The sequence below is a fragment of the Kitasatospora sp. NPDC056327 genome, assembly GCF_042261735.1.
Lineage (GTDB): Bacteria > Actinomycetota > Actinomycetes > Streptomycetales > Streptomycetaceae > Kitasatospora.
Genome location: NZ_JBHJRC010000022.1, coordinates 36028 through 50374, shown reverse-complemented (window position 1 = coordinate 50374; position 14347 = coordinate 36028). Strand labels below are relative to the sequence as shown.

12 protein-coding genes are annotated in these 14347 nt (G+C 74.9%); 3 read left to right on the top strand and 9 right to left on the bottom strand.

Annotation, left to right across the window (positions count from 1 at the left end):
• Positions 1–53: 53 nt before the first annotated feature.
• The 5 genes from hflX to miaA all read right to left on the bottom strand — a co-directional run bounded on the left by hflX (position 54) and on the right by miaA (position 6990).
• Positions 54–1562: a GTPase HflX gene (gene hflX / locus ACFCX4_RS05780; protein ID WP_376139192.1), complete on the bottom strand. Its 1509-nt coding sequence runs from the start codon at positions 1560–1562 to the stop codon at positions 54–56.
• A gap of 107 nt (positions 1563–1669) precedes the next feature.
• The gene (locus tag ACFCX4_RS05775) at positions 1670–4018 is read right to left on the bottom strand and encodes a RelA/SpoT family protein (RefSeq protein WP_376139190.1); all 2349 of its coding nucleotides are present in this window, start codon (positions 4016–4018) and stop codon (positions 1670–1672) included.
• 211 nt (positions 4019–4229) lie between these two features.
• Positions 4230–5150: a diaminopimelate epimerase gene (dapF, locus tag ACFCX4_RS05770; RefSeq protein WP_376139195.1), complete on the bottom strand. Its 921-nt coding sequence runs from the start codon at positions 5148–5150 to the stop codon at positions 4230–4232.
• Positions 5151–5256: 106 nt separating this feature from the next.
• Positions 5257–5802, bottom strand: a complete 546-nt coding sequence (locus ACFCX4_RS05765) for a hypothetical protein (protein ID WP_376139188.1) — start codon at positions 5800–5802, stop codon at positions 5257–5259.
• 228 nt (positions 5803–6030) lie between these two features.
• Positions 6031–6990: a tRNA (adenosine(37)-N6)-dimethylallyltransferase MiaA gene (gene miaA / locus ACFCX4_RS05760; RefSeq protein WP_376139187.1), complete on the bottom strand. Its 960-nt coding sequence runs from the start codon at positions 6988–6990 to the stop codon at positions 6031–6033.
• 139 nt (positions 6991–7129) lie between these two features.
• Here miaA and ACFCX4_RS05755 point away from each other — a divergent pair, with 139 nt between their 5' ends.
• Positions 7130–7408, top strand: a complete 279-nt coding sequence (locus tag ACFCX4_RS05755; RefSeq protein WP_376139185.1) for an antitoxin — start codon at positions 7130–7132, stop codon at positions 7406–7408.
• Positions 7409–7438: 30 nt separating this feature from the next.
• On the opposite strand, the gene ACFCX4_RS05750 is transcribed toward ACFCX4_RS05755, so the two are convergent.
• The gene (locus ACFCX4_RS05750; protein ID WP_376139183.1) at positions 7439–8137 is read right to left on the bottom strand and encodes a class III extradiol dioxygenase subunit B-like domain-containing protein; all 699 of its coding nucleotides are present in this window, start codon (positions 8135–8137) and stop codon (positions 7439–7441) included.
• Positions 8138–8211: 74 nt separating this feature from the next.
• The gene (gene miaB, locus ACFCX4_RS05745) at positions 8212–9714 is read right to left on the bottom strand and encodes a tRNA (N6-isopentenyl adenosine(37)-C2)-methylthiotransferase MiaB (RefSeq protein WP_376139182.1); all 1503 of its coding nucleotides are present in this window, start codon (positions 9712–9714) and stop codon (positions 8212–8214) included.
• Positions 9715–9830: 116 nt separating this feature from the next.
• Here miaB and ACFCX4_RS05740 point away from each other — a divergent pair, with 116 nt between their 5' ends.
• Complete coding sequence (locus tag ACFCX4_RS05740) at positions 9831–10838, top strand: TAXI family TRAP transporter solute-binding subunit (protein ID WP_376139181.1); 1008 nt, start codon at positions 9831–9833, stop codon at positions 10836–10838.
• Here ACFCX4_RS05740 and ACFCX4_RS05735 read toward each other — a convergent pair.
• Together ACFCX4_RS05735 and ACFCX4_RS05730 are read right to left on the bottom strand one after the other, a co-directional pair.
• A complete protein-coding gene (locus ACFCX4_RS05735) occupies positions 10817–12307 on the bottom strand; it encodes a sensor histidine kinase (protein ID WP_376139180.1) in 1491 nt (496 codons plus the stop codon). The genes ACFCX4_RS05740 and ACFCX4_RS05735 overlap by 22 nt on opposite strands.
• Before the next feature lie 6 nt (positions 12308–12313).
• Positions 12314–13069, bottom strand: a complete 756-nt coding sequence (locus ACFCX4_RS05730; RefSeq protein WP_376139178.1) for a response regulator transcription factor — start codon at positions 13067–13069, stop codon at positions 12314–12316.
• A 413-nt stretch (positions 13070–13482) separates the two neighbouring features.
• Between ACFCX4_RS05730 and ACFCX4_RS05725 the strand changes: the two genes are divergently transcribed.
• A complete protein-coding gene (locus tag ACFCX4_RS05725; protein ID WP_376139177.1) occupies positions 13483–14256 on the top strand; it encodes an amino acid ABC transporter ATP-binding protein in 774 nt (257 codons plus the stop codon).
• Positions 14257–14347 lie beyond the last annotated feature (91 nt).

The following is a 14347-nucleotide window of genomic DNA, read 5'->3' as shown; positions in this document are numbered from 1 at the left end:
GCCCCCTCCTTCGGGAAGGAGGGGGCCGGGGCCCGTCCGCGTGCGGCGGCGGCTCAGCCTCGCGGCGTCAGCGCCACCGCGAAGTACTCCAGCTCGGCGGCCAGCTCGGCCGGCACCTTGGCGTGCAGCAGGGTGCCCTCACCGGTGTGCTCGGCGGAGATCAGCTCGCCCTCGGCGTGCACCCGGGACACCAGGGCGCCCTGGGTGTACGGGACCAGCGCCTGCACCTCGACGGCCGGGCGCGGCAGCTCGTCGTCGATGAGCCTGAGCAGCTCCTCGATCCCCGCGCCGGTGCGGGCCGACACCACGATGGCGTGCGGCTCGCGGCGCAGCAGGCGCTGCAGCACGAGCGGGTCGGCGGCGTCGGCCTTGTTGATCACCACGATCTCCGGCACGTTCTGCGCGTCGACCGAGACGACCACCTCGCGGACGGCCGCCAGCTGCGTCTCCGGCTCGGGGTGCGAGCCGTCCACCACGTGCAGGATGAGGTCCGCGTCGGCGACCTCCTCCATGGTGGAGCGGAACGCCTCGACCAGGTGGTGCGGCAGGTGCCGGACGAATCCGACGGTGTCGGCCAGGGTGTACACCCGGCCGCTCGGGGTCTGCGCCCGGCGCACGGTCGGGTCGAGGGTGGCGAACAGCGCGTTCTCCACCAGCACGCCCGCGCCGGTGAGCCGGTTGAGCAGGGACGACTTGCCGGCGTTGGTGTAGCCGGCGATGGCCACCGACGGCACCTGGTGGCGCCTGCGCTCCTGGCGCTTGGTGTCGCGGCCCTTCTTCATGTCGGCGATCTCCTTGCGGAGCTTCGCCATCTTCTCGCGGATCCGGCGCCGGTCGGTCTCGATCTTGGTCTCACCCGGACCACGGGTGGCCATGCCGCCGCCGGACGAGCCGGAGCCGCCACCACCCATCTGCCGGGAGAGCGACTGACCCCAGCCGCGCAGGCGCGGCAGCATGTACTGCATCTGCGCGAGCGAGACCTGCGCCTTGCCCTCGCGGGACTTGGCGTGCTGGGCGAAGATGTCCAGGATCAGGGCCGTCCGGTCGACGACCTTGACCTTGACCACGTCCTCCAGGTGGATCAGCTGGCCCGGGGTGAGCTCACCGTCGCAGACCACGGTGTCGGCACCGCTGGAGGCGACGATGTCGCGCAGTTCCTGGGCCTTGCCGGAGCCGATGTAGGTGGCCGCGTCGGGCTTGTCGCGGCGCTGGATGACGCCGTCCAGCACCTCGGAGCCGGCCGTCTCGGCCAGCGCGGCGAGCTCGGCCATCGAGTTCTCCGCCTCCTCCAGCGTCCCGTCGGTCCAGACACCGACGAGCACCACGCGCTCCAGGCGGAGCTGGCGGTACTCGACCTCGGTGACGTCCTCAAGTTCGGTGGAGAGGCCGGCGATGCGGCGGAGCGCGGCACGCTCACTGCGGTCGTACTGGTCGCCGTCGTAGTGGTGGCCGAGGTCCTCGTCGATGGCCGCGAGGTCCTCGTCCATGAGGGCTTCCGCCCGCAGACCGTCGAGGCGGCGCGGGGCGTCGGCGTGGTCGCGGGTGTCGAACGTGGAGGTCATTCTGTCCTTTGGCTGCTGGATCGGGTGGCCTGTGCGCGACCGTGCGGACGGTCGTGCCGGGAGTCTGCCCAGCTGCCGCCCCGTCTACCACTCGGGCGAGGTGTGAGCTACCCCTCGGGGCCGCGGGACGGGCTGGGACTCCTCTGCCCGCTCAACGCCGCGGTCCGGCCGTGAATTCCCCACGATGTTCGCACGCCGGGTGCGCGCGGGTCATCCCCATTTCCCTCCGGCGGCGCCGTGGCCTCGGCCGACGCCCCCGCCGCCGGAGCCGGGGCGCGGCCCGGACCGCCGCCCGCCGGGGCGTGCGGCCGCTCCACGTCGTACACCCCGGAGACCCGCAGCATCGCCCGGAGCACGGCGGCCAGCGCGGCCGGGTCGGGCAGTTCGACGGTGTAGGTGTGCCGCACCCGCAGCTCCTGCGGCGGCTCGACGTCGGCCGCGACGATCCCGACGCCCTCCCCCGAGATCGCGGCGGTGAGGTCGGCGAGCAGCCGGGGCCGGTTCAGCGCCTCGGCCCGCAGGGTGGCCCGGTAGCCGGCCTGCGGGGCGCCGCCGGGCCGCCAGCTGACCTCCAGGGCGCCGCGCCCGTCGGCCAGCATCCGCTCCCCCGCCGGACAGCCGGCCCGGTGCACGGTGACCGCGCCGGCCCGGACCGGGTAGCCCGCGATCGCGTCCGGCGGCACGGGGGTGCAGCAGCGGGCCAGCCGCACCGGCGCCCCGGGCCTTCCGTCCACCGAGACCGGGGCCTCCGGGCGGTCGGCGGCGACGGGGCGGTCGGGCGGCGCGGGCTGGCCGGCGGACGGGCCGGTGCGGACCACCGGACGGCGCGGCGGGTGGTCCGCCAGCCAGCGCTCGATGGCGAGCCGGGCGGCCGGGGTGCGGGCGTGCGCCAGCCAGCCGGGGTCGGGTCCGGCGGCCTCCCCGGTGAGGACGGCCACCCGGTCGCCGTCGTGCAGGACGGTGGAGAGCACCACGAGCCGGCCGTTCACCCGGGCGCCGATGCACCGGTGCCCGGTCTCCTCGCCGAGCCGGTAGGCGGCGTCCACACAGGTGGCCCCGGCCCGGAGCTGAAGCGTTTCACCACGTTCGGTGACCACGGTGATCTCGCGGTCCCCGGCCAGGTCGGCGGTGAGCGCGGACCAGAAGGCGTCCGGGTCCGGGGTCTCCTGCTGCCACTCCAGCAGCCGGGAGAGCCAGCCCGGCCGGGCCGGGTCGGTGCGGTCCAGCTCGTCGCGGCCCTGGTCGCCGCCGCCCGTCCCGGGCTGTCCGGGGTCCCCCAGCGCGACCACCCCGGTCTCGGCGACCTCGTGCATCCGGCGGGTGCGCACCAGCACCTCGACCACCTCGCCGCCGGCCAGCGCCACCGCGGTGTGGAGCGACTGGTAGAGGTTGAACTTGGGCGCGGCCACGAAGTCCTTGAACTCGCCGGGCAGCGGCGTCCAGCAGGTGTGCAGTTCGCCGAGCACCGCGTAGCAGTCGGCGTTCTCCTCCACCACCACCAGCAGCCGCCCGAAGTCGGCCGGCTGCGGCTCCTGCGGCCTGCCGTCCGGCCCGGGGGCGGCGGCCCGCTTGAGCAGCACCCGGTGCAGCGAGACGCAGTGCCGGGGGCGGACGGTGACCTCGGCGGCGATCCCGGCCTCGGCCAGCTGGCGGCCGAGGTCCCGGGCGAACGGCATCAGCAGGGTGTCCGGTCCGGCCTCGTGCCGGCCGAGCAGCGCGCGGGTGCGGGTGTGCTCCTCGGGGTGCAGGGTGGCGAAGACGATGTCCTCCAGCTCCGCCTTGAGCACCTGGATGCCGAGCCGCTCGGCCAGCGGGATCAGCACGTCCCGGGTGACCTTGGCGATCCGCACCTGACTGGCCGGCTTCATGTGCCGGATGGTGCGCATGTTGTGCAGCCGGTCGGCCAGCTTGATGACCATCACCCGGACGTCGTCGCCGGTGGCGACCAGCATCTTGCGGAAGGTCTCCGCCTCGGCCGCGGCGCCGAAGTCGACCTTCTCCAGTTTGGTCACCCCGTCGACCAGGTAGGCGACTTCGGGCCCGAAGCCCTCGGCCACCTGGTCAAGCGTCAACTCGGTGTCCTCGACGGTGTCGTGGAGCAGCGAGGCGACCAGGGTGGTCGTCCCGGCGCCGAGTTGGGCCAGGATCACGGTGACGGCCAGCGGGTGGGTGATGTACGGCTCGCCGCTCTTGCGCTTCTGGCCGCGGTGGCTCTCCTCGGCCAGCCGGTAGGCGCGGCCGAGCAGTCCGAGGTCCGCCTGCGGATGGTGCCGGCGGTGCGCCTGGACCAGTGGTTCGAGGGCGTCGGGCACCGGCGGACGGCCGGTGGCCAGCAGCGCGGCACGGCCGGCCCGGCCGAGCGCGGCCCGGCCCAGCCCGCCGAGCGGGCGTCTGGGCCCGGCTTGCCGTGCGGACGTCGGCTGCCCCGCCAGGGGCTGCCCGGCTTCGATGGTCATCGGCACCTCCGGCAGCGGTACCGGGGGCGTGGGCCGACCCGGTGGTCCATGCTACCGAGCAGAGCACGTTCCGCGGTGCCCCGCTTCCCGTCCGTCATGGGTATCACCCGAACGGGGGGATTCGATCCCGTACGAATTGGGGAAACGCGGACCGGCCGCGCCCGGCCCGCGAAGGCCCCGGCGCGATGCCGGGGCCGGGGCCGGCGCCGGGTCAGGCCCCGCGGATCAGCTCCGACCAGGCCGGATCCAGCTCGCCACGGGCGACGACGACCGCCGGGCCGGTCTTCTCCACCCGGCCGTCCGGGTGCTCGGTGATCGTCAGCCGGCCGCCCAGCACGTCCACGGTGTACGTCACGGACTCGCCGGTGACCGCCGGGTCCACGCCGTCCCGGCGGGCCGCGGCCACCGCGACGGCGCAGGCGCCGGTGCCGCAGGACCGGGTCTCGCCCGAGCCCCGCTCGTGCACCCGCATCGCCACGTGCCGCGGCCCCCGGTCCACCACGAACTCGACGTTGACGCCCTCCGGGTAGACGCCGTCGGGGCCGACCTGCGGCGCGGTCAGCAGCTCACCGGCGTGGTCCAGGCTCTCCACGAAGGCGACCGCGTGCGGGTTGCCCATGTTGACGTTCAGGGCCGGCCAGCTGCGCCCGCCCACCGTCACCCCGATCCCGTCGGGGCCGGGCAGCAGGGCGCGCCCCATGTCGACGGTGATCTCGCCGGGCGTGCCGTCGGCGGCGTCCTCGGCGACCCGCACGGTCCGCAGGCCGGCCCGGGTGGCCACCGGCAGCGTGCCCGGCTTCGCCAGCCCGGCCTCGACCAGGTAGCGGGCGAAGACCCGGACGCCGTTGCCGCACATCTCGCCGATCGAGCCGTCGGAGTTGCGGTAGTCCATGAACCACTCGGCGCGGTCGGCCTGGTCGGCGGCCACCGGATCGGCGGCGGCCCGCACCACGCGCAGCAGTCCGTCGCCGCCGATACCGGCGCGGCGGTCGCAGAGCGCGGCGACGGCCTCGGGGCCGATGGTCAGCCGGCCGTCCGGGTCGGGGACGATGACGAAGTCGTTCTGGGTGCCGTGCCCCTTGAGGAAGGGGAGGCCGACGGGCTGCGCGGAGGTTGCGGTCACCCTCCCGATGGTACCGAGGAGGTCCGGACCCCGGCGCTCCGGTTCGGCGGCCGGACGGGCGGGCGGGCGGGCAAGCGGGTGGATGGGCAGGCAGAAAGGCGGGACGAGCCGGGACCTAGCGGCCGGAGAGCCGGACGACCCGCCAGAGCGCCAGCGCGCAGGCGGCCAGCACGATCAGGGTGTAGACGACGATCGCCTTCCACCCGGCCCGCTCGCCGGTGCCGCGGCGCGGCAGCCCGGGCCACTTGTACCCGGCGTGCCGGGCCGCCATCGCGCCCCAGCCGAGCGAGGCCGCGGTGAGCAGCAGGCCGAGCATCCCGACCATCGCCGAACCGGCCCCGGCCGAGCCGAAGGCCAGCGGGAAGGCGAACATCAGCGACCCGGTGGTCGCCAGCAGCGCGATCGGCAGGATCTGCCACCAGCGGAGCCGGCGGCGCGGGCGGATCTCCCGCTCCTGCACCGCGCCGACGGGGGCGCGGGTGTCGAGGGCGGGCAGCGCGACCGGGTACGAGGTGGGCGCGTCGAGACCGGGCAGCACCGGAAGGTCGGGCAGCGTCGAGGCGTCGAGGCCGCCGGCCTGCGCCGTGGCGCCACCCCGGCCGGAGCCGCCGTTCACGGACCTGCCGCTCTGGCCGGTTTCGGGGCCGGTACCCGTGGACACGCGGCCTCCCCTGACAGTTCGACACGAGTGCGGAACTCGCGGCCGGGCACGGTCGGCCCGCCTGGCCGACCCTTATGGCATCGATGATGGCATGTCCAGAGTGGCGTTCCGGGCCGCACCGGGGCCGACGGGTGATCCGTGGCCATCACGTGATCCGGTCGTGACCGCCAAGCCGTCCTGCACGCCCGTCTGCGCGCGCAACTGCACCGCCGGATGGCCGGAAACCGCTCATCGAACGGCGGGTTCCTGACGGTCGATCAGTTCGAGGGAACGGTCGAGCAGCTCCACCGGATCGGTGCCGGCGGGCCGGGCGAGCCAGTGGATCCGGTCGTCCCGGCGGAACCAGGACTCCTGCCGGCGGGCGAACCTCTTGGTGGCCCGGACCGTCTCGGCCCGTGCCTCGTCCTCGCCGCACAGCCCGGAGAAGTGGTCGAGCACCTGCTGGTAGCCGAGCGCCCGGGACGCCGTCCGCCCCTCCCGCAGCCCGAGTCCCTCCAGCGCCCGCACCTCGTCGAGCAGCCCGTCCCGCCACATCCGGTCCACCCGCAGGGTGATCCGCTCGTCCAGCTCGGGGCGCGGCACCGCGACGCCGATCTGCACCGCGTCGTACACGGCGGTGTTGGTCGGCAGGTTCGCGGTGAACGGCCGCCCGGTGATCTCGATGACCTCCAGGGCCCGGACGATCCGCCGGCCGTTGGAGGTCAGGATCGCCTCGGCCGCGGCCGGGTCCAGCCCCGCCAGCCGCCCGTGCAGCGCGTACGGGCCGACCCGCTCCAGCTCCTCCTCCAGCCGGGCGCGGACCGCCGGGTCGGTGCCCGGGAACTCCATCTCGTCGATCGCCGCCCGGACGTACAGCCCGGAGCCGCCGACCAGGACGGGGGTGCGGCCGGCCGCCAGCAGGCGGTCGATCTCCGCGCGGGCCAGGCGCTGGTACTCGGCGACGCTGGCGGCCTCGGTGACGTCCCAGACGTCCAGCAGGTGGTGCGGGATCCCGCCGCGCTCCCCGGTCGTGAGCTTGGCCGTGCCGATGTCCATGCCGCGGTAGAGCTGCATCGAGTCGGTGTTGACGACCTCGCCGCCGAGGGCGCGGGCCAGGGCGACGGCGAGGTCGGACTTGCCGGCGGCGGTCGCGCCGACGACCGAGACGACGCGGGGGCGGGCGGACTGGACGATGGTGGGGCTGCTCACCGGTCAAGTCTGCCAGGCGCCGGCGGTCCCCCGGAGGGCCGGACCGGTTGCGCCCGGTTCCGGCCACCTCGTGCCGTTGCGAACGGTTCGCCCCTGACGCACGTTGTGAGGAGGGAGAGCCGACGAAAGGTGGAACGTCATGGGTCTGATGGACAACCTCAAGGGCAAGGCCGGAGAGCTCAAGGAGAAGGCCAGCGAGTTCGCCGGCAAGCACAGCGACCAGATCGGCAGCGCGGTGGACAAGGCCGGCGGGGCGATCGACAAGGCCACCAAGGGCAAGTACACGGAGAAGATCGACCACGGCACCAGCAAGGCCCGCAACGCCGTGGACGACTTCGCGCACAAGCCCGGCGAGCCCGGGACCCCTGGTGGCCCCGGCGGCCCCGGCACTCCCGGGGGTCCGGGCCCGACCGGCTGACCGGCCGAACGGCCGGCCCGGCCGGACGGGTCAGCTCCAGGCGGCGACCAGGTACCCGACGCCGTAGGGCGCGTCCTGGTAGCCCAGCCGCGCGGTGAGGCCGGCGCCCTCCGCGGCGCCGGCCAGCACCTGCCAGGGCGCCCGGCCCTCGGCCTTCAGCTCGGCGGCCAGCCCCGCGTCCAGCGCGGCCAGCGCCGCGGTGTCCGCCGAACCCAGCGCCCGCGCGAGCTCCGCGTCGAAGCCCTCGGCGCGCTCGTCCAGGTAGCCGGGCGCCTTCAGCGAACGGCAGGCGCTGCCGTCGCCCATCACCAGCAGCCCGACCCGGTCGGCCAGCCCGGCCAGGCCCTGGCCCAGCCCGAGCATCCGGTCGGCGGGCGCGTCGGCGGGCACCGCGCAGGCGTGCGTCGGCAGGTTCGTCCCGGCCCGGCCGAGCAGCCAGGCTCCGACGGTCAGCGAGGGCGCCAGTTCCGGCCCCTCGGCCCGGCCGCCCGGCAGCGCGGCCACCAGCGGCACGCCGTACCGGTGGAACGAGCCGGCCCCGCCCTCGGTCCACACCTCGGCCCCCGGCCCGGTGCCGACCACCACGAGGAGCTCCGGTCCGGCCGCGAGCACCGCCCCGAGGGCCTCGTCGCAGGCCGCGCGCAGCGGCTCCAGCTCGGCCGCCGCCCCGGCGGCGACCTCGGGGACGAGCAGCGGCGGACAGGGGCAGACGGCGGCAGCGACCAGCATGTGGATCACTCTAACCAAGAACGCGGAACGGCCTGGCGGGACCGGAGGGTCCCGCCAGGCCGTTCCGGCGGCGGTCAGTCCCCGCAGCAGGCGCCGCCCGCCGGGGCCGCGAGCGGCAGCGCCGCCGGCGCGCCGATCGACGGCAGGCCCAGCATCACGCCGGCCGGCTTGGCCGCGGGCCGTGCCCGGCGCCTCTCCCAGGCGTCTCCGGCCGGGGTGCGCCGTACGGCGAGCGACGGGCCCTCGGCCAGCAGGTGGTGCGGGGCGGCGTAGGTGATCTCCACCGTGACCACGTCGCCCGGCCGGACCGTTTCGGCGGGGCGGGTGAAGTGCACCAGCCGGTTGTCCGGGGCGCGGCCGGAGAGCCGGTCGGTCCGGTCGTCCTTCTTGCCCTCGCCCTCGGCGACCAGGATCTCCAGGGTGCGGCCGACCTGCTTCTTGTTCTCCTCCCAGGAGATCTCCTCCTGGAGCGCGATCAGCCGGTCGTAGCGGGCCTGGACGACCGCCTTCGGGACCTGGCCCTCCATCTCGGCGGCCGGGGTGCCCGGGCGCTTGGAGTACTGGAAGGTGAAGGCGTTGGTGAAGCGCGCCTCGCGGACGGTCTTCATCGTCTCCTCGAAGTCCTCCTCGGTCTCGCCGGGGAAGCCCACGATGATGTCGGTGGAGATCGCCGCGTCCGGCATCGCCTCCCGCACCTTGCGGATGATGCCCAGGAAGCGCTCCTGCCGGTAGGAGCGGCGCATCGCCTTGAGCACGCGGTCCGAACCGGACTGCAGCGGCATGTGCAGCTGGTGCATCACGCTCGGGGTCTCGGCCATCGCGGCGATCACGTCGTCGGTGAAGTCGCGCGGGTGCGGCGAGGTGAAGCGGATCCGCTCCAGGCCCTCGATCCGCCCGGCGGCGCGCAGCAGCTTGGAGAAGGCCTCGCGGTCGCCCAGGTCGGACCCGTAGGCGTTGACGTTCTGGCCGAGCAGGGTGACCTCGATGACGCCCTCGTCGACCAGCGCCTCGATCTCGGCGAGGACGTCGCCGGGGCGGCGGTCCTCCTCCTTGCCGCGCAGCGCGGGGACGATGCAGAAGGTGCAGGTGTTGTTGCAGCCGACCGAGATCGCGACCCACGCGGCGTAGGCGGACTCCCGGCGGGTGGGCAGCGTCGAGGGGAAGGTCTCCAGCGACTCCAGGATCTCGACCTGGGCCCGGCGCTCGACCGCGGCCCGCTCCAGCAGGGCCGGCAGGTGGCCGATGTTGTGGGTGCCGAACACCACGTCGACCCAGGGGGCCCTGCGGACGATGGTGTCGCGGTCCTTCTGCGCCAGGCAGCCGCCGACGGCGATCTGCATGCCCTGGTGACGGCTCTTGACCGGGGCCAGCTGCCCGAGGTTGCCGTACAGCTTGTTGTCGGCGTTCTCCCGCACCGCGCAGGTGTTGAACACCACCAGGTCGGGGTCGCCGTCCCGGTCGGCCTTGACGTACCCCGCGTCCTCCAGCAGCCCGGAGAGCCGCTCGGAGTCGTGGACGTTCATCTGGCAGCCGTACGTGACGACCTTGTAGCTCTTCGATCCGCTGTCACCGCTCACCCGACCAGAGTACGGGCACCGGGGAAGGAGCTGTCCGCCCGCTCGCCTCCGGAGCGCTCCGGCCCGGCCCGGGCGCGGGGCTCCCGTTCGCCGCGCGGGCCTGGCACTATCCCTGCATGGCCCCCAGCATCCCCGACCGTCTGTGCGCCGCGGCCCGCCGGCCGCTGTGGCGGATCGTGCTGGTCCTGGTCCTGCTGGTGGCGGGGCTCGGCGGCTGGTGGCTGTCGGAGGCCCGCTCGCCCGGTGACCCGCGCGGCACGACCAGACTCGCCACCGGTGTCCGGGGCGGGGTGTACGACCGGTACGGACAACTGCTGGACACCCATCTCGCCGAGGCGATGCCGGGGGTGCGGCTGGAGCTGGACAATTCGGAGGGCTCGATCGACAACCTCGCCCGGGTCACCTCGGGGCGGGACGACTTCGCGATCGCCACCGCCGACGCGGTGGCCCAGTACACCGGCCCCGGCCGGGAGAAGCTGCGGGCGATCGCCCGGCTCTACGACGACTACCTGCAGCTGATCGTGCCCGCCGGCTCCCCGGTCGACCGGACCGCCGACCTCAGGGGCCTGCGGGTGGGCGTCGGCCAGCCGCTCTCCGGCGTCAACCTGGTCACCCGGCGGCTGCTGACCGCGGCCGGGCTGGACCCGGACCACGACATCACCCCGGTCCCGCTGGGCATCGGCGACGCGGCCGACGGGCTGCGGGCCGGCGAACTGGACGCGTTCTTCTGGTCCGGCGGCCTGCCGACCGGTGCGCTCACCGAGCTGTCCGAGCACGTCCGGATCCGGCTCGTGCCGCTGGCCGACCTCGCCGAGCGGCTGCACTCGGCCGAGGGCGGCGGGACGGACGCCTACCGGGCCGCCACCATGCCGAAGGGCACGTACCCGCGCGCCGACCCCAAGGACGCGGTGCCCACCGTCGCGGTGCCGAACCTGCTGATCACCCGGGCCGACGTCGACGAGGGCCTGGTGCAGGGCATGACCCGGGCGGTGATCGACAGCCGCGACCGGATCGGCGCCCAGGTGCACGCCGCCCAGCTGGTCGACCTGCGCACCGCCGTCTACACCGCCCCGCTCCCGCTGCACGAGGGCGCCGCCCGCTACTACCGCTCGGTCAAGCCCTGACCCGCTGAGCCCCGACCGCCCCCCGCCCGCTGGGCCCGCTTGCGCCCCGCCCGGGGCACCGCGAGGGTGACGGCGAGGCCGGACGGCGCCACCGGGCCGAAGGCCACCGAGCCCCCGGCCGCCTGGAGCAGGGTGCGGGCGATCGACAGCCCGAGACCCGAACCGTCCACGTTCTGGTGCCGCGGGCTGCGCCAGAAGCGGTCGCCGGCCCGGGCCAGCTCCTCCTCGGTGAGGCCGGGCCCCTGGTCCGAGACGGTCACCGCGACCTCCTCGCGCCGCACCGCGACCATCACCCGCACCCGGCTGCCGTCCGGCCCGAACTTCAGCGCGTTGTCCAGCACCGCGTCCAGCGCGCTGCCGAACCCGATCGGATCGGCCATCCCGAGCGCCAGCGCCGGGCCCTCCCAGGCCAGCTCGATCCCGCGCCGCCCGGCCAGCCGCCGCCAGGCGTCCACCCGCTCCAGGCTGAGCAGTGACAGGTCGGTGGGCTCCGGCTCGGGACGGGCGTGCTCGGCGGTGGCCAGCCCGAGCAGGTCGTCCAGCACCCGGGCCAGCCGGACGCCCTCCTCGCGGACCCCGCCGAGTTCCTCGTCGTGCCCCTCCGGCAGCTCCAGGCCCAGCACCTCGACCCGCAGCAGCAGGGCCGCCAGCGGGTTGCGCAGCTGGTGCGAGGCGTCCGCGACGAAGGCCTTCTGCTGGTCCAGGGCGAGCACCACGTGGTCGGCCATCTCGTTGAACGAGCGGGCCAGCCGCTGCAGCTCGGGCGGCCCGCCGCCGGGTGCCACCCGGGCGTTCATCCGGCCGGTGGCGATGTCGTGGGTGGCCCGGTCCAGGGTGCGGACCGGGCGCAGCACCCACTCGGTCAGCCGGGCCGCGAGCAGCACCGCGACCACCATCGCGGCGGCCTCGCCGGCCCCGATCACCAGCCAGCTGCGCAGCACCCGCGCCCGCAGCGCCCCGGTCGGGGACTCGCTGAGCACCACCGCGACCACGTCGCCGTCGCGGACCACCGGGGTCGCGACGGTGAGCGTGCGGTCCGGCGTCCACGGCCAGACCTGCGGCGGGTTGTGACTGCGCCGGCCGTCGAGCGCCTCCTGGAAGGCCTGGTCGGCCCAGCCGCCGGAGGGCGGCCGCCACTCGGGCGGGGCGACCGCGATCGGCAGGCCGTCGCGCTGGAAGATGCCGATCCGCACCCCGTAGAGCTCGTGGTAGCGCGCCACCTCGGCGTCCAGCGCGTGCCGGCGGCTGAGGTCGCCGGGGGCCCGCTGCGGATCGCCCTTGAGCGCCAGCTCCAGACCGGAGAAGCCCGAGGTCGGCAGGTCCTGGGCGAACCGGGCGGCGTCGTCCAGCCGGTCGACGACCACCCGGCTCTGCTCGGCGGCCGCGAACGCCGCGGCGAGCGGCATGCCGAGCGCGGCGAGCACGCAGAGCATCAGGGCGAGCAGGATCCCGAGCAGGCGGGTACGCACGTGCGGTCAGCGCTCCGCGCGGGCCGGGGGCGGGGTTTCGGCGGCGGGGGCCGGGCACTCGGGGATCAGCCGGTAGCCGACGCCCCGGACGGCCTCGACCAGGCCGGGCAGGGCGAGCTTGGTCCGCAGCGAGCCGATGTGCACCTCCAGGGTGCGGCCGTTGCCCTCCCAGCCGCTGCGCCAGACCTCGCTGAAGATCTGCTCCCGGCGGTAGACCACGCCGGGGCTCTGGGCGAGCAGCGCCAGCAGGTCGAACTCCTTGCGGGTGAGCGGCACGTCCCGGCCGTCGACGCTGACCCGGCGGCGTTCGCGGTCGATCACGATGCCGCGGGACTCCAACGGGCCGCGCTGCCGGGGGACGGCGTCCGGGGCGGGCACGGCGACGGCGGCGGGCGCCGTGCCGCGCCGCGAGACGGCGTGGATCCGGGCGAGCAGCTCGCCCATGTCGTACGGCTTGGTGACGTAGTCGTCGGCGCCGAGGTTGAGGCCGTGGATCCGGGAGCGTATGTCGGCGCGCGCGGTCACCATGATCACCGGCACGCCGCTGCCGGCGCGGATCCGGCTGCAGACCTCGAAACCGTCCCGGTCCGGCAGCCCGAGGTCGAGCAGGACCACCCGGTAGGGCTCGTTGCCGTCCGGCACCAGGGCGTCCAGCGCCTCGTGGCCGCTGCGGGCGTGCCGGACCTGGAAACCGTGCCGGCCCAGGACCGCGACCAGGGCGGCGGCCACGCGTTCGTCGTCCTCGACGAGCAGCAGTCGCATCTGTTTCCTCCTCTCCGGACGGCTCCCGGGGGTCGTTCCCGCAGCCGTCGCGCGATCGTCACGGCCCCCCTGCCGGGCAGGTCCCGGTTCTGCGCAGTATGGGCCAGGCAGGGCCCGGGCGCCAGGCTCGGCCGGCCGGGGCCCGCCCCTTCCCGGGCGCCGCCACCGCGCCGCCGGGGCCGTCGGACGCAGTCACTGTGCCCGCCCCGGGCCCACGTGAACAGGGCCCGCCCGGCGTGTGGCCGTTTCGTGATCCTCAAGTTCCGCTCAGATCGGCTGACGTGACACCGTCAGGGCTCCTAAGGTCGCCCCACCGAGGGCCGCGGCTCCGCCGGCCGTGGCCCTCGGATTCCTACCGCCATTGCCGCCCAAGGGAGTTAGAGCCCGAGGGCCGACCCGAGGGAGCCGGCGCGATGACCCCGAGCCTCGACAAGGACTCCCGCGCCGACGGCGAGCCCCTGGTGGTCCTGCGGAACGTGAACAAGCACTTCGGCGCACTGCACGTGCTCCAGGACATCGACCTGGAGATCCGTCGCGGCGAGGTGGTCGTGGTGATCGGCCCGTCCGGCTCGGGGAAGTCCACGCTGTGCCGGACGATCAACCGGCTGGAGACCATCGACTCCGGCGAGATCACCATCGACGGCCACCCGCTGCCCGCCGAGGGCTGGGCGCTGGCGCGGCTGCGCGCCGAGGTCGGCATGGTGTTCCAGAACTTCAACCTGTTCGCGCACAAGACCGTGCTGGAGAACGTGGTCCTCGGCCAGGTGAAGGTGCGCGGTACCGCGCGCCCCGAGGCCGTGCGCACCGCCGAACTGCTGCTCGACCGGGTCGGCGTCGGCGCGCAGGCGGACAAGTACCCGGCCCAGCTGTCCGGCGGCCAGCAGCAGCGCGTCGCGATCGCCCGGGCGCTCGCGATGAACCCCAAGGTGATGCTCTTCGACGAGCCCACCTCGGCGCTCGACCCCGAGATGATCAACGAGGTGCTGGAGGTCATGCGCCAGCTGGCCGCCGACGGCATGACCATGGTCGTCGTCACCCACGAGATGGGCTTCGCCCGCTCCGCCGCCAACCGGGTCCTGTTCATGGCCGACGGCCGGATCGTCGAGCAGAACACCCCGGAGGCCTTCTTCACCACGCCGCGCTCCGACCGTGCCAAGGACTTCCTCTCCAAGATCCTGCACCACTGACCCCCCGGGCCGGTTCCCGGCCGCCGGCGGCGAGGGTGCCCACCGCGCGCCCGGCCGCCCCGGCGTCCCTTCGCCAGAGCCCGGTTGACCC

Coding starts and splice junctions, on each gene's coding strand:
- ACFCX4_RS05725 (WP_376139177.1), top strand. CDS start 13,483: ATGACCCCGAGCCTCGACAAGGACTCCCGCGCCGACGGCGAGCCCCTG.
- ACFCX4_RS05730 (WP_376139178.1), bottom strand. CDS start 13,069: ATGCGACTGCTGCTCGTCGAGGACGACGAACGCGTGGCCGCCGCCCTG.
- ACFCX4_RS05750 (WP_376139183.1), bottom strand. CDS start 8,137: ATGCTGGTCGCTGCCGCCGTCTGCCCCTGTCCGCCGCTGCTCGTCCCC.
- ACFCX4_RS05775 (WP_376139190.1), bottom strand. CDS start 4,018: ATGACCATCGAAGCCGGGCAGCCCCTGGCGGGGCAGCCGACGTCCGCA.
- ACFCX4_RS05740 (WP_376139181.1), top strand. CDS start 9,831: ATGGCCCCCAGCATCCCCGACCGTCTGTGCGCCGCGGCCCGCCGGCCG.
- hflX (WP_376139192.1), bottom strand. CDS start 1,562: ATGACCTCCACGTTCGACACCCGCGACCACGCCGACGCCCCGCGCCGC.
- ACFCX4_RS05755 (WP_376139185.1), top strand. CDS start 7,130: ATGGGTCTGATGGACAACCTCAAGGGCAAGGCCGGAGAGCTCAAGGAG.